Source organism: Spirillospora sp. NPDC048823, assembly GCF_043198445.1.
GTDB lineage: Bacteria > Actinomycetota > Actinomycetes > Streptosporangiales > Streptosporangiaceae > Spirillospora.
The window spans coordinates 13,945-35,481 of sequence record NZ_JBICUT010000015.1; the positions used below are offsets into that span (position 1 = coordinate 13,945).

The 21,537-nt window shown below is 71.2% G+C and carries 26 protein-coding genes; 10 read left to right on the top strand and 16 right to left on the bottom strand.

Annotated elements, in window-relative coordinates; genetic code table 11:
• Positions 1-6 precede the first annotated feature (6 nt).
• From ACGFK0_RS28650 to ACGFK0_RS28685, 8 genes are all read right to left on the bottom strand, one after another.
• Entirely contained in the window at positions 7-768 is a 762-nt protein-coding gene (locus ACGFK0_RS28650) for a hydrogenase maturation protease (RefSeq protein ID WP_392910274.1), read from the bottom strand.
• On the bottom strand, positions 765-1,796 hold the full coding sequence (locus ACGFK0_RS28655) for a hypothetical protein (RefSeq protein WP_392910276.1): 1,032 nt from the start codon (positions 1,794-1,796) through the stop codon (positions 765-767). The genes ACGFK0_RS28650 and ACGFK0_RS28655 overlap by 4 nt, the downstream gene beginning before the upstream one ends.
• On the bottom strand, positions 1,784-2,473 hold the full coding sequence (locus ACGFK0_RS28660) for a DUF6084 family protein (RefSeq protein ID WP_392910278.1): 690 nt from the start codon (positions 2,471-2,473) through the stop codon (positions 1,784-1,786). Before ACGFK0_RS28660 ends, ACGFK0_RS28655 begins: the two co-directional genes overlap by 13 nt.
• Positions 2,470-2,673 (bottom strand): hypothetical protein, encoded by a 204-nt coding sequence (locus tag ACGFK0_RS28665; RefSeq protein WP_392910280.1) that lies wholly within the window; start codon positions 2,671-2,673, stop codon positions 2,470-2,472. Before ACGFK0_RS28665 ends, ACGFK0_RS28660 begins: the two co-directional genes overlap by 4 nt.
• Positions 2,670-3,404 carry a DUF5947 family protein gene (locus ACGFK0_RS28670; protein WP_392910282.1) on the bottom strand — a complete coding sequence of 245 codons (735 nt, stop codon included), beginning with the start codon at positions 3,402-3,404 and terminating at the stop codon, positions 2,670-2,672. Before ACGFK0_RS28670 ends, ACGFK0_RS28665 begins: the two co-directional genes overlap by 4 nt.
• A complete protein-coding gene (locus tag ACGFK0_RS28675; protein ID WP_392910284.1) occupies positions 3,401-3,889 on the bottom strand; it encodes a hypothetical protein in 489 nt (162 codons plus the stop codon). Before ACGFK0_RS28675 ends, ACGFK0_RS28670 begins: the two co-directional genes overlap by 4 nt.
• A complete protein-coding gene (locus ACGFK0_RS28680; RefSeq protein WP_392910286.1) occupies positions 3,889-5,691 on the bottom strand; it encodes a nickel-dependent hydrogenase large subunit in 1,803 nt (600 codons plus the stop codon). Before ACGFK0_RS28680 ends, ACGFK0_RS28675 begins: the two co-directional genes overlap by 1 nt.
• 64 nt (positions 5,692-5,755) lie before the next feature.
• On the bottom strand, positions 5,756-6,805 hold the full coding sequence (locus ACGFK0_RS28685; protein WP_392910288.1) for a hydrogenase expression protein HypE: 1,050 nt from the start codon (positions 6,803-6,805) through the stop codon (positions 5,756-5,758).
• Between the two features lie 173 nt (positions 6,806-6,978).
• On the opposite strand from ACGFK0_RS28685, the gene ACGFK0_RS28690 reads away from it, so the two are divergent.
• From ACGFK0_RS28690 to ACGFK0_RS28700, 3 genes are all read left to right on the top strand, one after another.
• Positions 6,979-7,323 carry a hydrogenase maturation nickel metallochaperone HypA gene (locus ACGFK0_RS28690; RefSeq protein ID WP_392910290.1) on the top strand — a complete coding sequence of 115 codons (345 nt, stop codon included), beginning with the start codon at positions 6,979-6,981 and terminating at the stop codon, positions 7,321-7,323.
• Positions 7,316-8,092 (top strand): hydrogenase nickel incorporation protein HypB, encoded by a 777-nt coding sequence (hypB, locus tag ACGFK0_RS28695; RefSeq protein ID WP_392910292.1) that lies wholly within the window; start codon positions 7,316-7,318, stop codon positions 8,090-8,092. The genes ACGFK0_RS28690 and hypB overlap by 8 nt, the downstream gene beginning before the upstream one ends.
• A gap of 89 nt (positions 8,093-8,181) precedes the next feature.
• Complete coding sequence (locus tag ACGFK0_RS28700) at positions 8,182-9,195, top strand: aldo/keto reductase (RefSeq protein WP_392910294.1); 1,014 nt, start codon at positions 8,182-8,184, stop codon at positions 9,193-9,195.
• Positions 9,196-9,322: 127 nt separating this feature from the next.
• Here the strand turns inward: ACGFK0_RS28700 and ACGFK0_RS28705 are convergent, their stop codons facing one another.
• The 4 genes from ACGFK0_RS28705 to ACGFK0_RS28720 form a co-directional block, all read right to left on the bottom strand.
• Entirely contained in the window at positions 9,323-11,476 is a 2,154-nt protein-coding gene (locus ACGFK0_RS28705) for an acyl-CoA dehydrogenase (protein WP_392910296.1), read from the bottom strand.
• A 140-nt stretch (positions 11,477-11,616) separates the two neighbouring features.
• Positions 11,617-12,087 carry a ribosomal protein L7/L12 gene (locus tag ACGFK0_RS28710; protein WP_392910299.1) on the bottom strand — a complete coding sequence of 157 codons (471 nt, stop codon included), beginning with the start codon at positions 12,085-12,087 and terminating at the stop codon, positions 11,617-11,619.
• A gap of 61 nt (positions 12,088-12,148) precedes the next feature.
• Positions 12,149-12,727, bottom strand: a complete 579-nt coding sequence (locus tag ACGFK0_RS28715) for a TIGR03086 family metal-binding protein (protein WP_392910301.1) — start codon at positions 12,725-12,727, stop codon at positions 12,149-12,151.
• A 158-nt stretch (positions 12,728-12,885) separates the two neighbouring features.
• Positions 12,886-13,131: a hypothetical protein gene (locus tag ACGFK0_RS28720; protein WP_392910303.1), complete on the bottom strand. Its 246-nt coding sequence runs from the start codon at positions 13,129-13,131 to the stop codon at positions 12,886-12,888.
• A gap of 81 nt (positions 13,132-13,212) precedes the next feature.
• Between ACGFK0_RS28720 and ACGFK0_RS28725 the strand changes: the two genes are divergently transcribed.
• Positions 13,213-13,578 carry a metalloregulator ArsR/SmtB family transcription factor gene (locus tag ACGFK0_RS28725; RefSeq protein ID WP_392910305.1) on the top strand — a complete coding sequence of 122 codons (366 nt, stop codon included), beginning with the start codon at positions 13,213-13,215 and terminating at the stop codon, positions 13,576-13,578.
• Between the two features lie 77 nt (positions 13,579-13,655).
• Here the strand turns inward: ACGFK0_RS28725 and ACGFK0_RS28730 are convergent, their stop codons facing one another.
• Both ACGFK0_RS28730 and ACGFK0_RS28735 read right to left on the bottom strand, forming a co-directional pair.
• Positions 13,656-14,036: an ArsR/SmtB family transcription factor gene (locus ACGFK0_RS28730; RefSeq protein WP_392910307.1), complete on the bottom strand. Its 381-nt coding sequence runs from the start codon at positions 14,034-14,036 to the stop codon at positions 13,656-13,658.
• Between the two features lie 234 nt (positions 14,037-14,270).
• Positions 14,271-14,609 carry a HEAT repeat domain-containing protein gene (locus tag ACGFK0_RS28735; RefSeq protein WP_392910309.1) on the bottom strand — a complete coding sequence of 113 codons (339 nt, stop codon included), beginning with the start codon at positions 14,607-14,609 and terminating at the stop codon, positions 14,271-14,273.
• Between the two features lie 169 nt (positions 14,610-14,778).
• On the opposite strand from ACGFK0_RS28735, the gene ACGFK0_RS28740 reads away from it, so the two are divergent.
• The 4 genes from ACGFK0_RS28740 to ACGFK0_RS28755 all read left to right on the top strand — a co-directional run bounded on the left by ACGFK0_RS28740 (position 14,779) and on the right by ACGFK0_RS28755 (position 18,739).
• Positions 14,779-16,161 carry a tyrosine phenol-lyase gene (locus ACGFK0_RS28740; RefSeq protein WP_392910311.1) on the top strand — a complete coding sequence of 461 codons (1,383 nt, stop codon included), beginning with the start codon at positions 14,779-14,781 and terminating at the stop codon, positions 16,159-16,161.
• Positions 16,162-16,224: 63 nt separating this feature from the next.
• Positions 16,225-17,238, top strand: coding sequence for an Acg family FMN-binding oxidoreductase (locus tag ACGFK0_RS28745; RefSeq protein WP_392910313.1), 1,014 nt, complete (start codon positions 16,225-16,227; stop codon positions 17,236-17,238).
• 24 nt (positions 17,239-17,262) lie between these two features.
• Positions 17,263-17,877 carry a DUF6230 family protein gene (locus tag ACGFK0_RS28750; protein ID WP_392910315.1) on the top strand — a complete coding sequence of 205 codons (615 nt, stop codon included), beginning with the start codon at positions 17,263-17,265 and terminating at the stop codon, positions 17,875-17,877.
• A complete protein-coding gene (locus ACGFK0_RS28755) occupies positions 17,864-18,739 on the top strand; it encodes a DUF6114 domain-containing protein (protein ID WP_392910317.1) in 876 nt (291 codons plus the stop codon). The genes ACGFK0_RS28750 and ACGFK0_RS28755 overlap by 14 nt, the downstream gene beginning before the upstream one ends.
• Positions 18,740-18,759: 20 nt before the next feature.
• On the opposite strand, the gene ACGFK0_RS28760 is transcribed toward ACGFK0_RS28755, so the two are convergent.
• On the bottom strand, positions 18,760-19,149 hold the full coding sequence (locus ACGFK0_RS28760; RefSeq protein WP_392910319.1) for a putative zinc-binding protein: 390 nt from the start codon (positions 19,147-19,149) through the stop codon (positions 18,760-18,762).
• A 229-nt stretch (positions 19,150-19,378) separates the two neighbouring features.
• On the opposite strand from ACGFK0_RS28760, the gene ACGFK0_RS28765 reads away from it, so the two are divergent.
• Positions 19,379-19,897: a hypothetical protein gene (locus ACGFK0_RS28765; RefSeq protein ID WP_392910321.1), complete on the top strand. Its 519-nt coding sequence runs from the start codon at positions 19,379-19,381 to the stop codon at positions 19,895-19,897.
• Positions 19,898-19,934: 37 nt separating this feature from the next.
• Here the strand turns inward: ACGFK0_RS28765 and ACGFK0_RS28770 are convergent, their stop codons facing one another.
• The gene (locus ACGFK0_RS28770) at positions 19,935-20,351 is read right to left on the bottom strand and encodes an OsmC family protein (RefSeq protein ID WP_392910323.1); all 417 of its coding nucleotides are present in this window, start codon (positions 20,349-20,351) and stop codon (positions 19,935-19,937) included.
• Between the two features lie 328 nt (positions 20,352-20,679).
• Between ACGFK0_RS28770 and ACGFK0_RS28775 the strand changes: the two genes are divergently transcribed.
• The gene (locus tag ACGFK0_RS28775; RefSeq protein WP_392910325.1) at positions 20,680-21,525 is read left to right on the top strand and encodes a peptidoglycan-binding protein; all 846 of its coding nucleotides are present in this window, start codon (positions 20,680-20,682) and stop codon (positions 21,523-21,525) included.
• Positions 21,526-21,537 lie beyond the last annotated feature (12 nt).

Consider the following 21,537-nt stretch of genomic DNA (forward strand, 5'->3'; position numbering starts at 1 on the left):
GGGTCTCTATGCGAGTTCCTTCGCCAGCAGTCCCTCGATCAGCCGGACGGCCTCGTCCACGGCCGCGGCGACCGGGGGGCTGAGCTCCATCTCCCATGTGGCGTCCGTCGTCTGCGACGACGGCTCGCACGCGACGAGCAGGATCCGGGCGGGCACCCATCCGTTGTCGCCGGCGAGGCGCAGCACCTTCGCGGGGTCGAGCCCGTGCGCGTCGACCGTGGCGCCGAAGTCGAAGCCGTCCGGGTCGCGGGTGTCCGGCTCGATGAGCGAGACGGTGCCGGGCGCGTGGCCGCGCGCCGACGCGTCGACCAGGACGACGGTCTCGTAGCCGTCGCCGAGCGCGTACATGAGGTCGATGCCGCGGATGCCGAAGTCGGTGACGTCCACGCCGGGCGGTACGGGCCGGGTCTTCAGCCGCCGGACGGCCTCGACGCCGAAGCCGTCGTCGCCGTGGAACACGTTGCCGATGCCCGCGACGAGCACCGTGCGGGACGGCCCGTCCACCGGCAGCGGTTCGACCTCGTCCAGGCCGACGAAGAAGCGGTGCCCGAGCTGGCCCCTGGCGCCGAGGTCCCGGCCGGGGTCGTCGTCGACCGCGACGACCAGGTGCAGGCCGCCCTCCATGTCCTCCTCGACGCGCTCGACGGTGGCGGTGCGGCCGACGAGGGCGAGGTCGAAGATGTCCGCGCCGCCGCGCGGGCGGAGCCGGACCCGGCTGCCCTGCGACATCTCCGTCCCGTCCACGACGGCTCTGGCGTCCCCCGTCACCAGACGTCCTTCCGCGGGTCGCGCATGGTGCCGTGCAGCGTGAGCAGTTCGTCGGACGAGAGGGCGCCGCAGCGTTCCAGGATCTGCGCCGCCCTCGGGTCGGTGGCCGCCATCTCCCGCCGCTCGTCGTCGCTGAGGCTGAGCACGCTGAGGATGAGCAGCCGGTCGATCTCGGTTCCGTCGAACATGTCCCCCGGGCTCTCCGGTGCGACCTGCGGCCAGTCGTAGAGGACGATCGGCGCGGCGAGGACGGTGTCGTGGCTTCCCGGCGAGCCCGCGAGCACCGGCCACAGCCCGTCGCTCGCGCATGCGGCGGCGGCCTCGGCCATCCGCGCGGGCGGGTCGGTCAGCGAGACGAACGCCGCGCCGCCGCCCGCCCGCGCCACCACGTGGGCGCACAGCATCCCCGCGTGGACGGCGCCGTCACGGTCTTCGGCGGAACCGGTGTTGACGACCTCGACCCTGAGCCGCACGGCGCCGTCCCCGGCCTCGGCGGCCGAGATCTCGATCGTCCCGTCCACCCGCTGCCACAGGCGCGTGAAACGGGCGGCGCCGCCGATCTCCTCGTCCTCGGCGCCCGCCGCGACCGCGACCGGGACCCGGACGGGAGAGCGGAGCAGGCGCGCCACGGAGACCCGGCCGCTGGTGATCTCGCGTTCACGGGCCTCCTGCCATGTCGTGAACGTCTCGTCCCCGTCGCGGATCTCGTCCACCGGGGCGTCGCCGTCCATGACCTGGCGGTGCACCGCGTGCAGGAACCGCAGCGTGAACTCGACGTCCGGGCCGGAGCCCGCCGTGTCCGTGGGGAACCCGGTGTCCGTGGGAAACCCCGTGTCCGTGAGGAACCCGGTTTCCAGGAGGAACTCGGCGCGGACCGTCGAATGGTCGCCGGTCCGTTCGGCGTACGGGCGCGGATAGACGCCGCCGATCGTCCACCTCTGCTGGTTCTTCAGCGCGGACCGCCGGTAGGGCCACAGCAGGTAGCCCTCGTAAAGGACGACGTCCGCGACCGCCCTCACGCAGTCCACTCGCTCTCCTCTCGCAGTTCCTCGTCCGCACGCAGCGCCTCGGCCCTGCGGAGAAGTTCGTCGACCGTGTCGTCGAAGGAGGAGTGGGCCCGCCGTGCCCGGTATGCGGCCAGGCGGCCGAAGCAGTCGTCGTCCAGGCGGAGCCAGCGGGCGGACCCGTAGTAGCGGTCCATCAGGTCCCGCCACGCCTGGACGGGAAGCCGCCCGGTGGCCTCGTGGTGCCACGGGATCTGCCCGGTGCGCAGCCTCCCGTCCTCGCCCGGGTAGAAGACGGTGCCGTTGAAGGTGAGGTCGAGCGGGACGTCGCCGCCGCGCAGCGCGTGCAGGTAGCGGTCGGCCGCGACCTGCATGTCGTGCCCGCACGCGAGCGCGAGCGTCACCTCCGCCTCGCCGCGGAACGTCGGGACGGTCGCGCCGACGCGTCCCCACGTCAGCCCGTGCAGCGACCTGTCCCACATGTCCGGCTCGCCGAACACGCCGGCGAGCCGCTCCCGCTCGACGTCGTCGTAGGCGCGGCGCGCGGCCGCGATCGTGACGGTCGTGGTGAGCAGGACGCACTGGACGGGTCCGCCGTCCAGCCGCCGCAGCCCGATCCGCAGGTTCAGCGTCGGCGTCGCCGCGAACGTCTCCGGTTCGATGCCGAGCAGGTCGAGGCCCAGTTCCGGTGCCCCGCTCATGCCGGCGACAGGTTGGGCATCGAGTCGAGGATCGGTCCCCGGGCGGACGCGTTGATCCCGGTGGAACGGCGCGCGGTCGAGGTGCCGTCCGGCAGGTGCCCGTCCTGTTTCTCGTAGTTGCCGATGCTGTTGCCCTCCGCGACGCCCTTGACGTGCGACGGCTTGTCGGGCCGGACGTCGGGTCTGCCGACCTTGATCATCGTTCTCCCCTCATCTCTTCGAAGAAGCCGCTGATGTGGTCCCAGACGGCGTCGCCGCCGCCGAAACCGGTCCAGTGCTCCCGCAGCAGGGCCGTCAGCCGGTAGCAGTCGTCGATCGGGAGGATCCAGTGCTCGGCGGCCCGCTGAGCCCGGTGACGGTTGGCGCGGTTTGGATGGGCGCGGTGTTGATGGGCGCGGTGGACGACGAGGGCCTCCACGTCCGCGCGCAGGTCCTCCAGGACGGGGTTGGCCTCCACCAGGCGCCGCCAGCTGTCGGGATGGACGGTGGCGTGCAGCGCGCCGGCCAGGCTCGGATAGCGGGCCGACACCTCTCCCAGCGCGGTCACGGAGAAGAACGCCAGGTCGACCGGAACGCCGAGGGCCGCCCACAGGGGCCCGTCCAGGTGGAAGCCGGTCAGTTCGCGCCGTCCGGCCGGGACGAGCCGGTAGTGCCGCCCGCCCGCCGACTGGTCGTCGAACAGGATGGCGCACGCTCCGCACGCGCACAGCAGCTCGTCCTTCTCCAGGTCGAGAAGGTGCCGGTGGGCGTCGTGCAGAGGCTCGGCGCACAGCTCGCATTTCTCCGCGGGCGCGGCCGGCCCGGCGGTCCCGGTGGCTTCGGCGGTCCCGGTCGCTTCGGCGGTCCCGGCGGTCTCGGCGTGCGCCGGTGAAGGCGAGGACGGCGACCCGGCCAGCGCCGCCAGCCGCGGGGTGCACAGCCCGGACGTCATACGCGGCTCCGCAGCTGGTCCAGCGGGATGAGCACCGGTTCCGGCGCCGGCTCCTCGACGTCGACGCGCTCCAGCTCCGGCGCCGCGGCCCGCACCGCCCGTTCGACCGCGTCCATCACCGGGCGGGGCGCGGCGGCGCGGCCCTCCGTCGCGACGCTCAGCCGGACGGCCGGGCCCTCGATCCCCGCCAGCTCCACGGACGTGCGGTGCTTGGCCAGGAACCCCTCAAGCCCGCCGAGTGCCCGCCGCACCCGCGTTTCCGGGGTTTCCGGATGCAGGCCGTGCATGAGCAGCAGGTGGGATATCAGCTCGTCCCCGATCAGCGCGGGCGCCGCGTCCGCGGCGAGCCGCACGACCCGGTCGAGGGCCTCCCCGTACAGGTCCACCAGGGCCTGGACGGCCGGGGCCGCGGCGGGGTCGAGCCGTCCGAGCAGCCCCTCAAGGTGCCGGACGTGCTCGCGGACGCGCTCGTCGTCCCAGACCATCAGTCCTGCCCGTCCATCGGCCGCTCGGCGAACGCCGACTGCTCACCGAACATCGGCGAGTGGCGCTGCTCGATCGTCCGGCCGTTGCCCACGTACATGTGGACGCCGCACGGCAGGCACGGGTCGAAGCTGCGGACCGTCCGCATGATGTCGATGCCCTTGAAGTCGTCCGGGCCGTTCTCCTCGAAGATCGGCGTGCCCTGGACGGCGTCCTCGTACGGGCCGGGCACGCCGTTGGAGTCGCGCGGGCTGGCGTTCCACGGCGTCGGCGGGTACGGCTGGTAGTTCGCGATCTTGCCGTCGCGGATGACGAGGTGGTGCGACAGCACACCCCGGACGGCCTCGTGGAACCCGACGCCGATGGCCTCGTCCGGGACCTCGAAGTCGGAGAACACCTTCGTCCGCCCGGCCCGGACCTCGTCCAGCGCCTTCTCGGCGAAGTACAGCGCCATCGCCGCCGAGTAGGCGATGAAGTACGCGCGGGCCCGGTCGCGTTCGATGGTGTTGGCGTACTGCGGCGGCGTCCACTCCAGGTTGACCTCCGGCATGCCGGGCGTCTTCGGCAGGTCGATCTGGACGCTGTGCCCGGTCGAGCGCACGTACGGCGTGTCCACCTCGCCGGCCAGCGAAGTCGCCCACAGCCGGGCGAGCGGCCCGCCGCCGGTGTCGAGGGCGAGGTGGTCGCCGGACGACGGGTCCAGCCAGCGCGGGCTGACGACCCAGCTGTACTTCCCGCCGTCGAGGTCGCGTTTCTGCGGGTGCGGCAGCGTCGTCTGGTTCCACGGGTGCCGCTTGTCGATGGGGTTGCCGAGCGGGTCCTCCTTGACGAACGTCTCCTCGTTCGTCCAGTCGTCGTAGTACGAGCTGCCCAGCATGATCCGCATGCCGAGGTTGATGTCGACCAGGTCGGTCGTGACGAGCCGCCCGTCCACGACGATTCCCGGCGTGACGAACGCGGCCCGTCCCCACTCGGACATGTGCCGGTAGTCGTAGTCGACGACGTCCGGGTTCTGGAACGCGCCCCAGCAGCCGAGCAGCGTCCGCCGCCGTCCCACCTGGTCGTAGCCGGGCATCGCGTCGAGGAAGAAGTCGAAGATGTCGTCGTTCATCGCGACGGCCCGCTTGATGAAGTCGAGGCAGCGGGTCAGCCGGACGAGATAGTCGGTGAACACCTGCGGTGTCGCGACCGTGCCGACACCGCCCGGATACAGCGTGGACGGGTGGACGTGCCGGCCCTCCATCAGGCAGATCATCTCGCGGGTGATGCGGCTGAGCTGCAGGGCCTCCTTGTAGACCGACCCCTCGAACGGGTTGAACGCGGCCATCAGATCGGCGATCGTGCGGAAGCCGTGGACGGAACCGCGCGGCGCCTCGGTGTTCTTGGCCGTCGCCAGAAGGCCCGGGTTCGTCTCGGCGACCATCCGCTCGCAGAAGTCGACGAAGACCAGGTTGTCCTGGAAGATCGTGTGGTCGAACATGAACTCGGCGGCCTCGCCGAGGTTGATGATCCAGTCGGCGAGCGGCGGCGGCTTGACCCCGTACGCCATGTTCTGTGCGTAGACGGAGCAGGTCGCATGGTTGTCACCGCAGATGCCGCAGATGCGGCTGGTGATGAAGTGCGCGTCGCGCGGGTCCTTGCCCTTCATGAACACGCTGTAGCCGCGGAAGATGGACGAGGTGCTCTTGCACTCGGCCACCTCCCGGTTGGCGAAGTCAATCTTGGTGTAGATGCCGAGGTTGCCGACGATCCGGGTGATCGGGTCGAACGCGACCTCGACGAGACCCCCCTGGCCGGGGGACATGTCGCTTCTTGCCTGAGTGCCCTGCTTCATTCACGCGGCCTTTCGGTAGCGGGCTCGTCCGGCCTCAGTGGTGCGGCCAGCGGGGCTGGTAGCCGCTGGTCAGCCGTTCGCGGTTGTGGCGCCACTTGGGTTCCTTGTTCGCTCCCCTGTTGGTGATCGACCGCATCGTCCGGATGAACGGCCCGTACGTCCGCAGCAGCGTCGAGGACAGGCTCGCGCCGGGCGGCTCGTCCATGAACGGCATGAACTTGTCCGGGAAGCCGGGCATGGTGCAGCCGATGCAGATGCCGCCGACGTTCGGGCAGCCGCCGACGCCGTCCATCCAGCCGCGCTTGGTGACGTTGCAGTTCACCACCGGGCCCCAGCAGCCCACCTTCACCTGGCACTTCGGCGAGTTGTAGTCGCGCGCGAAGTCGGCCTGCTCGTAGTAGGCGGCCCGGTCGCAGCCCTCGTGGACGGTCTTGCCGAACAGCCACGTCGGACGGAGCTGCTCGTCCAGCGGGATCACCGGCGCCAGCCCGGCCGCCTGGTGCAGCACCCACAGCAGCGTCTCCATGAAGTTGTCCGGCTGGACGGGGCAGCCCGGCACGTTCACGATCGGCAGGCCGCCCGCGGAGCGGAAGTCCCAGCCGAGGTAGTCGGCGAGGCCCATGCACCCGGTCGGGTTGCCGGCCATCGCGTGGATGCCGCCGTAGGTCGCGCACGTCCCCGCGGCCACCACCGCCCACGCCTTCGGCGCGAGCCGGTCGATCCAGGTGTTCAGGGTGATCGGCTCACCGGTCTCGGGGTCGTTGCCCATCGACGTCCAGTAGCCGTCCCCGTTGATGTTCTCGTTCGGGATCGACCCCTCGACGACGAAGATGAACGGCTCCAGCTCGCCCCGCGCGGCCTGGTGGAAGGCCTCCATGAACTCGGCGCCGTTCTCGTAGGCGAGCACCTTGTTGTGCAGGTGGACCTTCGGCAGGCCCGGTATCGCTCCGAGGACCACGTCCTCGATGCTCGGCAGCGAGGCCGCGGTCACCGAGATCGTGTCCCCGTCGCAGCTCATCCCCTCGGACGTCCACAGAATGTGGATCTCCTCAGTCTGCGGCTGCGCCGGTGCGACGCTCACCATCGCTTCCTCCCCGACCGGTAGAGATCATTACCAATTCGGCCTGCCCTGCGGGAACGGCCCGAAACACCGGCCGAAAAGCCCCCCAAACAAGTGCATCGACTCGGTAAACACAGCGTTCGACCAGGGAAGATCGGGGCACCAGAAACGCGCGTGCGCAACGAGACCGACGGAGGATGAGCGTGCACGAATTGGCGGTGACGGAGAGCGTCATAGCTGCGATTTCTACGCAATTGCCCGATTCGCGGGTGGCGGTCGTCCATCTCGAAATAGGGAGACTTTCCGGTGTCATGCCGGACGCCGTGCGATTCTGCTTCGAACTCGCGGGCGAGGGCACCTGCGTGGAGGGCGCGCGGCTCGACATCACCGAACCCGACGGGACGGGGAGCTGCGCGAGCTGCGGGACGTCCTTCCCCGCACACCACGCCCTCGCCGTGTGCCCGTGCGGCAGCGCCGACGTGACGATCAGCGGCGGCGCCGAACTGACGATCAAGGCGGTGGAGGTCACCGACGATGTGTGAGACCTGCGGATGCGACGCGGCCGGCGCCCCGCGCCTGACGACCCTGACGGCACCGGACCACGACCTGGGCCACGATCCCGCGCATGACCGCGCCCCCGCACACGACCACGACCACGGCCCCGCTCACGCCCACGTCGTGCCGCTGGGCCAGAGGGTCCTGGCGCACAACGACGACCTGGCCGGGCGGAACCGGGCGTGGCTCGCCGAACGCGGCGTCCTCGCGCTCAACATGATGAGCTCACCCGGCTCCGGCAAGACGACCCTGCTGGAGCGGACGGTCGCCGACCTGGGCACGTCCCGCCCGGTCTCGGTGATCGAAGGCGATCAGGAGACGCTGCTGGACGCGCGCCGCCTCGCCGCCGCGGGAGCACGCACCGTCCAGGTCAACACCGGTTCCGGCTGCCATCTCGACGCCGCGATGGTGGCCGGCGCCCTGTCCGCGCTGGAGCCGCCGGACGGCTCGACGGTGTTCATCGAGAACGTCGGCAACCTCGTCTGCCCCGCGCTGTTCGACCTCGGCGAGCGCGCCCGGGTCGTGCTGATGTCGGTCACCGAGGGCGCCGACAAGCCGCTGAAGTACCCGCACATGTTCCGCGGCGCGGACGTCCTGCTCCTCAACAAGATCGACCTGCTGCCGTACGTGGACTTCGACGTCGACGCCTGCCGGGACGCGGCCCGCCGCGTCCGCCCCGGCCTGCGCCTGCTCCCCGTCTCCGCCACCCGCGGCGACGGCCTCGACACCTGGTACGACTGGCTCGCCGACACCTGACTTCGCACGGCGAGGCGATGAGCGCCCCTTGACCTTGAGCGTGCTCCAGGTTCTAACGTCGAGAGGAACTACCAAGGGAGCACATCTTCATGGAGTACCGGAGACTCGGCCGGACGGGCGTTCGAGTCAGCACGCAGTGTCTCGGCGCCATGATGTTCGGGACGATCGGCAACGCCGACTACGACGAGTGCGAGCGCATCGTCCACCGGGCCCTGGACGCGGGCGTCAACTTCATCGACACCGCCGACATCTACTCGAACGGCAAGAGCGAAGAGATCGTGGGCCGCGCCATCAAGGGGCGGCGGGACGACATCGTCCTCGCCACCAAGTTCTTCAACCCGATGGGCGAGGACCGCAACCGGCGCGGCGGGTCGCGGCGCTGGATCGTCCGGGCGGTGGAGGACAGCCTCCGCCGGCTGGGGACCGACCACATCGACCTGTACCAGATGCACCGGCACGACTGGGCAACCGATCTGGACGAGACGCTCGGGGCGCTGGACGACCTCGTCCGCCAGGGCAAGGTCCTCTACCTCGGGTCGTCGTCGTTCCCGGCGGACTGGATCGTCGAGGCGCAGTGGGCCGCCGACCGGCGCAACACCGCGCGGTTCGTGTGCGAGCAGCCCCAGTACTCGATCTTCGCGCGTTCGATCGAGACGGACATGCTGCCCGCCGCCCGGCGGCACGGCATGGGCGTCATTCCGTGGAGCCCGCTGGCCGGGGGCTGGCTGACCGGCAAGTACCGGCGCGGCGAGCAGGCCCCCGACGGCTCCCGTTTCAGCCGCCGCGGCGGGCTCGACCAGAACCCGGACGCGCCCGCCCGCTTCGACGCCGCCGAGCGCCTGGAGAGGATCGCCGGCGACGCGGGCCTCTCGATGACCCATCTGGCGCTCGGGTTCGTCACCGAGCACCCGGCCATCACCTCGACCATCATCGGGCCGAAGACGATGGAGCAGCTTGACGACCTGCTCGCCGGCGCCGACGTCCGCCTTGACGGCGGCGTCCTCGACGCCATCGACGAGGTCGTCCCGCCGGGTACGGACATACCGGGCATCGACCACATGTCCGGCAACCCGTCACTGAAGCCGCGGAACCGCCGCCGCTGACCGCCCTCACGCCGGCCGGCGGCGTGTTGTCGCCTGACCGATTCGTTGATCTGCGGCGGGCCGCCCTTGTACACGCTGCGACAAGGGCGGCACGCCGCAGTTCAGCGGAGCGCGCCGACCCGGTGGATCACCGGATGAGCGGGTCGCGGGGCAGGCCGAGGATGCGCTCACCGATCTGGTTGCGGGTGATCTCGGACGTCCCTCCGGCGATGGACATGCCGCGGGAGCCGAGCCGCATCAGCCCGGCGAACTGGCCGAGGCCGTCGGTGAACGCCGTGTCCGGGCCCGCGAACTCGGCGAGGAGGTCGGCCGTGGCGTGGCCGTGCTCGGCGAGGACGAGCTTGGTGATGTTGCCCTCGGGGCCGGGCTCGCCGCCGACGACGGCCCGTTCGGCGGACCGGAGGTTCAGCAGGCGGAGGGCCTGCTCCTCCGCCGCGTAGGCGCCGACGCGTTCGGCGGCGGCGGGGACGCGGTCGCCGCGCTCGGTGTAGAGCTTGAAGACGTCGGGCCGGGGCGGGCCGCCGACGCCTCCGCCGATGCTGACCCGCTCGTTGCCGAGCGTCGCGCGGGCCACCGACCAGCCCTGGTTCGGGGTGCCGACGACGTCGGCGTCGGGGACGAAGACGTCGGAGAAGAAGACCTCGTTGAAGTCGGAGTCGCCGGTGGTCTGGCGCAGCGGCCTGACCTCGACGCCGGGGTGCCTCATGTCGACGACGACCATGGTGACGCCGGCGTGCTTGGCGGCGTCCGGGTCGGTGCGGACGGTCGCGAAACCCCAGCGGCAGTAGTGCGCGCCGCTCGTCCAGACCTTCTGCCCGTTGACGAGCCAGCCGCCGTCCACCTTCACGGCCCGGGTCTTCACGGCGGCCGCGTCCGACCCGGCCTCCGGCTCGCTGAACAGCTGGCACCAGATCTCGTCGCCGGTGAGCGCGGGACGCACCCAGCGGTCGATCTGGTCCTGCGTGCCGTGCTGGATCAGGGTGAGGATCACCCAGCCGGTGATCCCGTACTGGGGGCGTTTGACGCCGGCGGCGCGGAACTCGTCCTCGATGACGAGCTGCAGCCCGGCGCTCGCCTCCACGCCCCACGGGCGCGGCCAGTGCGGCTGGACGTACCCGGTCTCGATGAGCTTGTGCCGCTGCTCGCCGGCCGGCAGCGCGGCGATCTCGCGGGCCAGTTCGCGGATCCGGCCGCGCTGCGCCTCGGCCTCGGGCGGCAGGTCCAGGGTCGCCTCCCGGACGACGCCCGCGGTCCGCAGCCGCGTCACGTCCCGCTCCGCGGCGTGCGGGTCGAACAGCGCCTCCAGCGTGGCGGCGCGGCGCAGCAGCAGGTGCGCGTCGTGCTCCCAGGTGAAGCCGATCCCGCCGTGCACCTGGATGTTCAGGCCGGCGTTGCCGGTGAACGCGGGGATCGCGAGCGCCGCCGCGACGGCCGCGGCCAGCTCGAACTGGTCGGACGGACCGGACGCCGCCCGCGCCGCGTCCCACACCGCGGCCGTGCCCATCTCGGCGGCGACGAGCATGTTCGCGCAGTGGTGCTTGACGGCCTGGAACGTCGCGATCGGACGTCCGAACTGCTGCCGCACCTTGGCGTACTCGGTCGAGGTCTCCACGCATTCGAGCGCACCGCCGACCGCCTCGGCGGACGCGAGGGTGCGGGCGATCGCGGTGGCGTGCGCCCTGGCGCCGGCGAGGACGGCTTCGGCGGGCACGCCGTCGAGCCGGACGCGGGCCGAGCGGCGGGACGGGTCGAGGTTGCCGGGCAACTCGACGGTGACGCCCGCCGCGTCCGCCCGCACGACGACCAGGTCGTCGCCGGCGGCGAGGACGAGCAGTTCCGCGAGGCCGCCGCCGAGCACCACCCCGGCGTCACCGGAGGCGGCGCCGTCCCGCACCGTCACGGAGCCGTCCACGCCGAGAGCCGCGGGTGTCGCGCCGGAGGCCAGGCCGGGCAGCAGCCGGACGCGCAGCTCGCCGCCGCCGGACGCGGCGATCGCGGCGGACGCCGTCATCGTCGGCAGGAAGGGTCCGGGCGCGGCCGCGCGGCCGAGTTCCTCGGCGACCACGACCAGCTCCTGGAGCCCGGCACCGCCGCCGCCGTGCTCCTCGGGGAGGTGCAGGCCGAGCAGCCCGAGGCCGGCGAACTCCGTCCAGAAGCCCGGCAGCGTCTCCTTGTCCGCCTCCAGCAGCGCCCGGTTCGCGGCGCGCGCACCGTGGTCGCGCAGGAACGTCCGGGTCGTCCGCGCCAGCTCACGATGTTCCTCGCTGATGGCGATCGCCATGGCCCCTCCAAGGTCCTTCGCTTCGGCACCCGCCCGGCCCGGCACTGCGGCAGGACAGTCGAATGTCTTACCTGGTCACTCTGAACCGAACGGAATTCTAGTCGCACGCGGGGCCGATGGGTATCCTCGGTGACCGTCCGCTATCGCAGCGCGTCGACGAAGCGCTGCGCCTCGTCGCGTCCCATGCCCGTCTCGGCGCAGACCAGGGCGACCGCCGACTCGTAGTCTCCGGCGTGCTTGAACGCCCGCACCCGGTCCGAGAGCACGCCGTGCGGCGCGGCCGGCGGCGTGGACGGGTGCCCCATCTGAAGGGCGCGGACGTAGTCCTTCGCGGCCCGCGCATCAAGGCCGATGTACTTGCGGACCAGTTTCGCCGCGTCCTTCTTCCTGCCTCCGATGATCAGCGCACGCGCCCGGGCCTGGATCTCGGGCGGCACCATCCTGTCGAACGCCTCGGCACGCAGGCCGTCCACATACTCCTTCGCCTCTTTCAGCCCGGCCCCCGTGGCCTCCCGGACGAACTTGATGGCCGGAATGTACTTCCCCCGCCTGACCAGCTCGATGACCCTCTCGCGGGCCTCCGGATGCACATGGGGAACAGAAGATTTCACCAGATCTCTCCTCAGAGCGGCAGGCGCCCGATTCTTCCCGCATTCACGGGCCGCCGCACCCTCACCCCAACGGCCTGCGCCCCAGATAGGCGATCAGCCGCTCGCCCGCGTCGGCGTCCGGACCCGGCTCGACCGGCTCGTCGAACAGCGGGCGGCGCGGCTCGGGCACGACCAGCGGGCAGAGTTTCAGCAGGTCGTCCGCCAGTCCCGGCGGGACGGGGCGCCGCTCCCCCGACGCCTGTGCGATGTCCCAGCCGTGGACGGCCACCTCGATCGCCCCTGCGGCGGCCATCAGGTCCCCGGCCAGCGAACGGTCACCGATCTCGACCCGCCCCAGCGCCCCGGACGCCCTCAGCAACCTGACCGCGCTCACCCGCACGGCCGACACCGGATCGTCCTCCCGGGCGAGCGACGCCGGTTCGATGCCGACCCGCCCCAGGGAGGCGCCCTCGCTCAGCGCCGTCAGCGAGTCCCGCAGGTGCAGCAGGAGCATCTCGAGGTCCCACGACGCGCACGGCGTCCGGCGCGGCAGCATCTGCGGCGTGACCGCCTGGACGGACGTCAGCGCGAAGCCGATCGCCCGCTCCATCAGCCCGCGGCCCCGCGGGGCCCGGCGCGGCGTGCCCGTCCGCTCGTGCATCGGCGTTCCAATCGTGGCGGTGTGCCTCACTCTCCTGTGGACCATCCGCACGGCAGAAAGTCATCGGGCGTCACACATTGCGCGAAAATCTCCCACCCGACCGGGCGACGCCCACCCGCCCCCGGCCGCGGTCTGCCGGGGGCGGATGAGCGGGCGGGTCAGGAGTCGCCGGCGTGACCGTGCGCGTGGCCGGAGGCGAAGCCGGCACCGGCCGGGACGCCCGCGCCGGCCGCGTCGTCGTCGCTGCTCCGCAGGCAGCCGCAGCCGGCCTCGGTCTTGGCCTGGTGGACGGTGACCCCGGGGTTCACGGCCTGCTCGGCGCCGGTACAGCAGGCATTGACCCCGCAGCAGCTCCCCTCGGCGGTGGACGGGGCGGGCTCGGGACTTTCGGGCTTCTCGGTCATGGCGACTCCTCGATTGATTCGAAGTTCATCTAATCAAGGGTCAGCTTGCATCACTGGATAGAAGGATGTCAAATTAGAGGCATGTCTAAGTTGATGGAGATCGAGGACGTCACCGCTCCGGTCTGCTGCGCGCCGCTGAGCGGCCCCGTGATGCCCGCGGACGAGGCGGCCGACCTGGCCAGGGTGTTCAAGGCCCTGGCCGATCCCGTCCGGCTGCGGCTGCTGAACCTGATCGCCTCGGTCGAGGGCGGTGAGGCATGCGTGTGCGACCTCACGGGCCCGTTCGAGTTGACCGCGCCGACCATCTCCCACCACCTGAAGGTGCTGCGCCAGGCCGGGCTGATCGAAGGTGAGCGGCGCGGGACCTGGGTGTACTACCGCGTGATCCCCGAAGCGCTGACCCGCCTGTCCGGCCTGTTCGCCCTGCCCACCCCGGCCCGTACCTGACCGCGGCGGATCGGCCGATCCGCCGCATGTCCCGGGTCGGGCCGAGGAGGCCGTTCGTGGCCGACCGGGCGCCGGCGTCAGTCCGCAGGGGGCGGGCAGCAGCTGCGGAGGTAGTCCCGGAGTTCGGTCAGGGACTTCTCGACGGTGGGGACGTCGACGCGGTAGCGGACCTCCTTGCCGACGCGGCGGGAGGTCAGCAGGCCGCCGCGGCGGAGCAGCGCGAGCTGCTGCGAGGCGTTGGACTGGCCGATGCCCATGCGCCGGGCGACCGTGCCGACGGTGAGTTCGGCACCGCCGGCGAACAGTTCCATGAGCTGCTGGCGCTGCTCGCTGGCCAGGGCCTTGAGGAAGTCGCGCAGCTTGTCGCCGGGCTGGACCACGGCCGCGGCGCAGGACGGCCCGGCCGCCTCGTCCGGCTGCGGCGGCCCGTCCGGGGAGCCGGTCGTCGGCCCGGTCATGGTCGTCCCCCTTCCGCGGTCGTCATCGTAGCCCACATATCAATAAATTGACACATCATGAAATGTTGGTATGAGACGCCACTCGTCACCATCGCCGCCGTCCCCGCCGCGGGCAGCGTCCCCGCGGGGATCGAACTGGCCCGCCACGGCTTCGTCCGGGAAGGTTGAACGGCAGGACCCCGCGCCCGGCGACGTCCCCCTGGCCGCCGCGCCCTCCGACGCGGGCGGGTGCCGTCAGGAGATCCAGCCGTTCGCGCGCGCCTGGTCGAGGGTCTGCTCCGCCTCCCGGGTGTCGAGCATCTCCAGACCTCGCACCGCCCAGAACCGCAACGACTCGTCCATGTCCTCCAGCTGATCGCGGAACAGGCCGAGCGCCTTCGGGGAGCGGGCCTCGGCGATGAGTTCCAGCAGCCAGCAGCGCAGGCCGTGGTCCTCCTCCGCCGTGAACTCCGCGATCAGCTCATCGACATACGCGTCGGCGTGCTCGCGCAGGAAGTCGAACGCGTCCTCCCGGACCTGCGTGTCGCTCTTCCGCATGTGCTGCATGGCCTGTTCGAAACGTTGCCGCGACATGCGTCGACCCTACGACCGCCACGGTGCGCGCCGGAACGCGCCGTCGCCGGGGCCGGGTGCCCGTCGGGCGGTGGGTGCCGAATGGTCCCGGGGTTCGGGACCAAAGTCCTCGTACAGGCGGGACGGGGGTGAGTCAGGCTCTGGTTACCCGACCCCAGGAGGAGCCGAAATGACCGTGGCGGAGCCGTACAGGATCAAGAGTGTGGAGCCGCTGCCGGTGCCGACCCGGGCCGAGCGGGAGGCGGCGATCGGACGTGCCGGCCACAACACGTTCCTGCTGCGCTCCGACGAGATCTACATCGACCTGCTCACCGACAGCGGAACCAGCGCGATGAGCGACCGTCAGTGGGCGGCGATGATGTGCGGTGACGAGGCGTACTCGGGGTCGCGTTCCTTCTACCGGCTGCAGGAGGCGGTCGGCGAGGTCTACGGCTTCCGGCACGTGGTCCCGGCGCACCAGGGACGCGGCGCCGAGCACATCCTCTCCCAGATCGCGATCAAGCCGGGCCAGTACGTCCCGGGGAACATGTACTTCACCACCACGCGCGCCCACCAGGAACTGGCCGGCGGCATCTTCGCCGACGTGGTGATCGACGAAGCCCACGACGCGCGGGCCCGCCACCCGTTCAAGGGCAACGTGGACGTGGCGAAGCTGGCCGCCCTCATCGAGCGGGAGGGCGCGCAGAACATCGCCTACGTCAATGTCGCCGTCACCGTGAACATGGCCGGCGGGCAGCCGGTCTCCATGGCGAACCTGCGCGAGGTACGGGAACTGTGCACCCGCCACGGCATTCTGCTGTGGTGCGACGCGACCCGGTGTGTCGAGAACGCCTACTTCATCCAGCAGCGCGAAGAGGGTTACGCCGACCGTACGGTGGCCTCGATCCTGCGGGAGATGATGGCGTGCTTCGACGGATGCACGATGTCGGGCAAGAAGGACGCCCTGGTGAACATCGGCGGGTTCCTGGCCATGAACGACGAAACCCTGCTCCAGCGCGCCAGCGAACTCGTCGTCCTGTTCGAGGGCATGCCCTCCTACGGCGGCATGGCCGGACGGGACATGGAGGCGATGGCCCAGGGCGTCCGCGAGATGGTCGACGACGCCTACATCGCGCACCGCGTCCACCAGGTCCACCACCTCGGTGAGCGGCTCCGCCGGGCCGGTGTCCCCATCGTCGAGCCGATCGGCGGGCACGCGGTGTTCATCGACGCCGCCCGCTTCCTGCCCCACCTCGACCAGGAGCAGTTCCCCGCCCAGGCGCTCGCGGCGGCGCTCTACCTCGACAGCGGCGTGCGTTCGATGGAACGAGGCATCGTCTCGGCCGGGCGCGACCCCAAGACGTCCAAGAACCGCAGACCGCGCCTGGAACTGGTCCGGCTCACCGTGCCGCGGCGCGTCTACACCGACAGCCACCTGAACGTCGTGGCCGACTCCGTGCAGCGCCTGCATGAGCGACGGCACTCCATCGGCGGGCTGCGCATGACCTACGAGCCACCGACACTGCGGTTCTTCACGGCCCGCTTCGAACCGGCCGGCCAGGCGCCCGCCTGAGCCGGGCCTCGGTGGGGTGCAGGACGGCCGCGGCCGCTGCGGCCGAAACGATGGAGGAAGCAGATGTCAAAGCTCGACGTGTTGCCCCGGCGGGAGATCCACACCGATCTTGCGGCTCGTTTCGTCATCCGCGCGGCGACCATGGCGCCGTCGGTGCACAACACTCAGCCGTGGCGATTCGGCACGTCCGGCGAGGCCATCCGGCTGTACGCCGACGACCACCGCCGGCTGCCCTGGTCGGATCCGGCAGGCCGGGAACTGGTCATCAGCTGCGGCGCCGCACTGTTCAATCTCCGGCTGGCCATGCGGCACCTCGGCTTCACCGCCAGGATCACACCGTTCCCGGTGGCTGGGCAGCCCGATCTGCTGGCCGAGATCCACTGGGGTTGGAATGCGCGGCCGTCCTCGTACGAGGAAGTGCTCTTCCGCGCCCTGAGCCGGCGCCACAGCCATCGCGGCCTGTTCACCTGCGCCCCGGTTCCGAACCATCTGATCTCCGAACTGCGCGGGGTGACCCGGCGGCAGCAGGCATTCCTGAGTGTCATCAGCGACCGGACGCGGCTCCGTCACGTCGCCCGCCTGGTGCACGCCGCCGAGACCGCGCAGCGGGCCGACTCAGGGGTGGCGTCGGAACTGGAGCGCTGGGTTCCCGTGCCCGGCGATGAGCGCTTGGACGGCGTCCCGGCCACCGCGTATCCGAGGCAGCCGGACGGCGCGGTGTTCGCCACCCGGGACTTCGCACGTGGCGCGCCGCTGGGATACCCGCCCAGTCCGCGCCTCGCGTCCCCCACGACCCTCGGCGTCGTCGCGGTGCTCAGCACCCGCAGGGACCGGCCCGCAGACTGGCTGCAGGCGGGCCTGGCCCTTCAGGCCGTACTGCTGCACGCCGCGGCACACCAGGTCAGCGCGGCCTTCCACACCCAGCCGCTGGAACTGCCGGGACCGCGCGCCCGCATCCGGAAGGAGGTCATCGCCAGCGGCCACCCGCAGATGCTGCTGCGACTCGGCTACTCCGACCGGCCGCGCGCGACTCCCCGCCGTCCGGTCACCGAGGTACTCACCGAGCAGGCGTCATAGCGAGACGGAAAGCAGGGCGTGTCCATGTCCACTCTCAACGACGGCGCCGGTTTCGGCGGCGTGCGGTGGAGGCGCTTCGCGGCGATCCTGATACCCGGCCTCATGGCGGCGGGCGGTCTGGTCGCGATGGCCGGCCAGGGTGCGATCGCCTCGTCGTTCGCCGTGTCCGGCAGCAGTTTCAAGGTCTCCGTCGGCTCGCTCGACGGGACGGGGTTCGAGCAGTTCGGCGGCTTCGACACGACCAAGGACGGCGAGGGCCACCCGGTTCAGGTGTCACGGATCCGGTCGGCCACGATCCGGGACCTGTGCCAGTCGGTCCTCGTCTCCACCCCCGCCGGCAAGGTCACGGTGGTGCTGCGCGCCGGGCAGGGCGACAAGCCGGTCGAGGCGAGCAACCTGGTCATGGACGTGGAGTCCCTCGCCGCCGACGCGGAGTTCACCGACATCCAGATCGGCCGGGACGCGAGCACGCTCGACCAGGTCCCCGGCGCCAAGGGAGCCGCCGGCGGGTTCGCCCAGCAGGCCGGCAGGATCCGCCTCACCAACGTCAAGCAGACCGCGTGGGCCACCACGGCCGGCACGTTCAAACTGAACGGCCTGCGAATGAGCGTCAGGCCCGGTACCCATGAGTGTTTCTGAACGCTCGGCCGCCGCCGAGGCCGCGCCCCTTCCCGGCGGCTTCCGGCGCTGGCGGCGCACCCGGCCGTTCTGGGGCGGCCTGCTCGCCGTCCTCGCCGGGGCCGAGATCATCCTGATCCCGTTGGCCCCGGTCGGCATCGTGGTCCATCAGGGCATGGCCGGTGTGGCGAGCTGGCTCGCCGGTGCCCTGCTCATCGCCTCCGGTGCCCTGATGTGGTGCCAGCCGGAGCAGCGCGCCTTCCTCGGCGTACTCTGCGTGCTGCTGTCGCTGGTCTCGTTCGTGACGTCCAATCTCGGCGGTTTCCTGCTGGGAATGCTCCTCGGCATGGTCGGCGGAGCGCTGGGCTTCGCCTGGACGCCGCACGCGGCCGGAACGGGCCCCGGCCGGTCACGCGCCCCGCGGCACATGGGCCTGGTGCTGATCCCGGTCCTGCTCAGCCCCGTCGCACCCGACACCGGACCGGCCTTCTCGACGGCCGAGGTCACGCTGAAGGCGTCATCGCTGACGATGTCGGGGCTGACCTACGACGGCGTGGTGGCCCTGCGGACCCGGCGGGCCGCGCCGGTGAGGGCCCTGCGGTTCTCGATGGAACGCGCGGTGCTGAGGGACGTCGACCAGCGGATCGGCAAGGGCCCGCGCCGGGCACGGCTGCGCGCGGAGTCACTGACGCTTGAGGGGGACGTCGTCATGTACACGACCAGGATGTCATCGACGCTCCTCGGCCTCGGACCGCTGACGTTCACCCCTGAGCATCCGCCGCCGCTCGTGCTCCCCCACATGGTGATGACCGACGTGACCGCCGAGCAGCCGGACGTCCTGGCGTCCTCGGCCGTCCTGCGCGGTCTCCGGCTGTCGGCGTAGCGGCGCGCACCCGCCCCCGGTCAGTCCGAGCCGCCGGGCGGACGGGTCTCCGCGTCGATGCGTTCGAGGAGCGCGCCGAGCACCTCTTCGCCCTGGGCCGCGTCGAAGTCCTCGCCGAGGCGTTTGCGGACGCCCTGGTCGCTGAGCCGGTGGTGGACGTCGGGGGTCACGCTGTGCCGGGCCAGACAGCTGCGCGCACATTCGAGGGCGCACCCGTCGATCGCGATGATGGTCCGCCCGCTGGTGGCCTTGCGGACCAGGCTCCGCACGTCACCGCCGACACCGGCGATGCAGGACATCTCGGCGACGCCGCGGCGGTCCAGCTGGATCGCCAGCCAGTTCGTCATCTGGGCGGCACTGGAGCAGCCGGAACACGAGTAGACGAGCGGAAGGTCACGGCGGTCGGTCACGGATTCTCCTCCAAGTCACGGGCAGCCCGCTGGTGACTTCAAGGTTCCGGGCATCGAGAGGGGCGGGTCAGGGCCAAAGGTCCCGCCGACCCGGCCGAAAGGCTCGACCACGGACGACACCGCATGACCGATGGCCCGCTTTTGCGGGACCTAAGCCCTTATCCGGCACATTCATCGCCGCGGCAGGCTTGAGCGGCAATCCCGAGTCGCACACGAAGGAGCACCGAACATGCGCGCAAGGACCATTCCCGGGGGTTTCCTGTTCGACGCCGTGGGGGTCGTGATGCTCGTCGCCGGTCCCGCCATGGTCGCCCGCGCCGCCTGGGGCAGGAAGGAGATACGCGGTGAGCTGGCCACGCAGGAGATCACGTTCCCGGACGAGAGCCGCCTGCCCACCGGGCTGACGTCGTTCGCCGGGCAGCGGGTGGAGACCGGCCCACAGGCACGCGCCTACGCCGACCTGATCAAATCCAATCTCGCCGGCACGACCGCGGGCCGCACCTATGCACAGCTCGGCGCCGAACTGGCGGCCGTGCGGGCGGACGGCGGCGAGGACGAGAAGCTGACCGAACTGCAGCGAACCGCGTTCACCGGCGAAATGCTGCGCGCGTCCCTGATGTCGGCGTACCAGGCGTGGCAGGTCACCCTGCTGGCCGGCGCCTTGGGCGCTTTGTTCACCGGGCTCGGCGCCGCACTGCTCACCGCCCGGGGTTCCACCGCCGGTCTGCGGCGGCCGGACGTGGGCTGAGGCGCATTCGAAGGCGTCAAGAGCACCGCGGCCCAAGTCAGGCGGCCTTGGACTCGGCTTCGACGTCCACGCCGATTCGCGGCGGATCGAGGATCGAGTTGTGCACCGTGCAAGCCTCCACGGCTCTGCGCAGCCCGTCGACGGCCTCGCTCGGCAGCGAAACGGGAGGACGCAGCCGCAGCCCGATCCGGGACACCCGCGCGGGTCCCCCGCCCGCGCTCATCGCGAAGTCGGCGGTGACCTCCAACCCTTCCGCGGGGAAACTGTGCCGCGTCAGGTACCGCCGCCCGTAGTGCGCCGCGCAGGCGGCGAGCGACGCCACGAACAACTCGACCGGTGTGGGTCCGTTGTTCATCCCGCCCGCGAAGTACGGCTGGTCCACGTGGACCACATGATCCCGGACAAGCACGGCGAAAGCGTCGTTCTCCTGATGGACGACCATGATCTCGCTCATCGGCGCACCCCTCTTCTCCAGGCTCCGTCCCTTCCTTCAGTGTCGGCCCGTGAGCTTCCACGGGCAGGAGCCGAAGGTCCCTCCAACAGGGGACGGACGTCATCGACCGGCGGCGATCAGCGTTCCGGCCCGCGTCTCGCCGTGTTGATCGCATTCGCAGCAGTCACCGATCCGTCACGTCGCTTGTCAGATCGCGCGTGCGCCTGTTCGGAACCGTCCTGGCGAACAGGCTGACAACACCGATCTTCTTGTGGACATGTGAGCGATCCGTGACGGTGGACTTCCGCCACGGGCTTCGCCCCTCCAGCTCCCGCAAACGGAGAAGCCGATGAAGCTGCTCACATATACCGCCGGCCTCGCGACGGCCGCCCTGCTCACTTCCCTGACCGCGGCGTCCGATACGCCGGTGGCACAGGCGGCCGGCAGCGGCGCTCTTCCGAGAGTGAACATGGAAGCCACCGTCAAGGCGGCCCAGATCGACCCGCGGCGGCCCGACGACACGCTGACTCCGGGCGCCAAGGCCGGCGTGCTCCTCGTTGAGCGGGCGCTGCGCGACCGGAACCTGCTCGACGCGACGTGGGTGGACGGCTACTTCGGCACCACAACGGTCGCCGCCTACGCGAAGTACCAGAAGTCGCTCGGCTACACCGGTCTCGACGCAAACGGCCTGCCGGGCAGGACGTCGCTCACCAAGCTCGGAACCGGCCGCTTCACCGTCACTCACGTCATCGGGCCGGGCGCCCGCGTGTCCACCGGCGGTGTCGTCGTCAACACCCGCACGCGGAAAATGCTGGCCGAGGCGGAGCGGCTGCTCGGCCGCACCCTCGTGCTGGAGCAGGGGTCGTACAACCCTGGCGGCGACCCCACGTCCGCGGGCACCCACGATGGCGGCGGCGTCGTCGACATCTCGGTCAAGGGGATGAACTCCGCCACCCGCACCCGGGCCGCCCGCGCGCTGCGCCGTGTGGGCTTCGCGGCATGGGTGCGCAGCCCCTCGCAGGGCGACTGGCCGTGGCACATCCACGCCGCCGCCATCAGCGACACCGACCTTTCCAGCCAGGCCCAGCACCAGACCGGCGACTACTACCTCGGCCTGAACGGGCTCGCCGACCGTCGCCCGGACGACGGCCCGAAGGTGACCATCCGTACCTGGGAGGAGTACCAGCGCCGCTGACCCCGTCCGCAC

Coding starts and splice junctions, on each gene's coding strand:
- ACGFK0_RS28660 (WP_392910278.1), bottom strand. CDS start 2,473: ATGAGCGGGGCACCGGAACTGGGCCTCGACCTGCTCGGCATCGAACCG.
- ACGFK0_RS28665 (WP_392910280.1), bottom strand. CDS start 2,673: ATGATCAAGGTCGGCAGACCCGACGTCCGGCCCGACAAGCCGTCGCAC.
- ACGFK0_RS28670 (WP_392910282.1), bottom strand. CDS start 3,404: ATGACGTCCGGGCTGTGCACCCCGCGGCTGGCGGCGCTGGCCGGGTCG.
- ACGFK0_RS28675 (WP_392910284.1), bottom strand. CDS start 3,889: ATGGTCTGGGACGACGAGCGCGTCCGCGAGCACGTCCGGCACCTTGAG.
- ACGFK0_RS28680 (WP_392910286.1), bottom strand. CDS start 5,691: ATGTCCCCCGGCCAGGGGGGTCTCGTCGAGGTCGCGTTCGACCCGATC.
- ACGFK0_RS28685 (WP_392910288.1), bottom strand. CDS start 6,805: ATGGTGAGCGTCGCACCGGCGCAGCCGCAGACTGAGGAGATCCACATT.
- ACGFK0_RS28690 (WP_392910290.1), top strand. CDS start 6,979: ATGAGCGTGCACGAATTGGCGGTGACGGAGAGCGTCATAGCTGCGATT.
- hypB (WP_392910292.1), top strand. CDS start 7,316: ATGTGTGAGACCTGCGGATGCGACGCGGCCGGCGCCCCGCGCCTGACG.
- ACGFK0_RS28700 (WP_392910294.1), top strand. CDS start 8,182: ATGGAGTACCGGAGACTCGGCCGGACGGGCGTTCGAGTCAGCACGCAG.
- ACGFK0_RS28705 (WP_392910296.1), bottom strand. CDS start 11,476: ATGGCGATCGCCATCAGCGAGGAACATCGTGAGCTGGCGCGGACGACC.
- ACGFK0_RS28715 (WP_392910301.1), bottom strand. CDS start 12,727: ATGCACGAGCGGACGGGCACGCCGCGCCGGGCCCCGCGGGGCCGCGGG.
- ACGFK0_RS28720 (WP_392910303.1), bottom strand. CDS start 13,131: ATGACCGAGAAGCCCGAAAGTCCCGAGCCCGCCCCGTCCACCGCCGAG.
- ACGFK0_RS28725 (WP_392910305.1), top strand. CDS start 13,213: ATGTCTAAGTTGATGGAGATCGAGGACGTCACCGCTCCGGTCTGCTGC.
- ACGFK0_RS28730 (WP_392910307.1), bottom strand. CDS start 14,036: ATGACCGGGCCGACGACCGGCTCCCCGGACGGGCCGCCGCAGCCGGAC.
- ACGFK0_RS28735 (WP_392910309.1), bottom strand. CDS start 14,609: ATGTCGCGGCAACGTTTCGAACAGGCCATGCAGCACATGCGGAAGAGC.
- ACGFK0_RS28740 (WP_392910311.1), top strand. CDS start 14,779: ATGACCGTGGCGGAGCCGTACAGGATCAAGAGTGTGGAGCCGCTGCCG.
- ACGFK0_RS28745 (WP_392910313.1), top strand. CDS start 16,225: ATGTCAAAGCTCGACGTGTTGCCCCGGCGGGAGATCCACACCGATCTT.
- ACGFK0_RS28750 (WP_392910315.1), top strand. CDS start 17,263: ATGTCCACTCTCAACGACGGCGCCGGTTTCGGCGGCGTGCGGTGGAGG.
- ACGFK0_RS28755 (WP_392910317.1), top strand. CDS start 17,864: ATGAGTGTTTCTGAACGCTCGGCCGCCGCCGAGGCCGCGCCCCTTCCC.
- ACGFK0_RS28765 (WP_392910321.1), top strand. CDS start 19,379: ATGCGCGCAAGGACCATTCCCGGGGGTTTCCTGTTCGACGCCGTGGGG.
- ACGFK0_RS28770 (WP_392910323.1), bottom strand. CDS start 20,351: ATGAGCGAGATCATGGTCGTCCATCAGGAGAACGACGCTTTCGCCGTG.
- ACGFK0_RS28775 (WP_392910325.1), top strand. CDS start 20,680: ATGAAGCTGCTCACATATACCGCCGGCCTCGCGACGGCCGCCCTGCTC.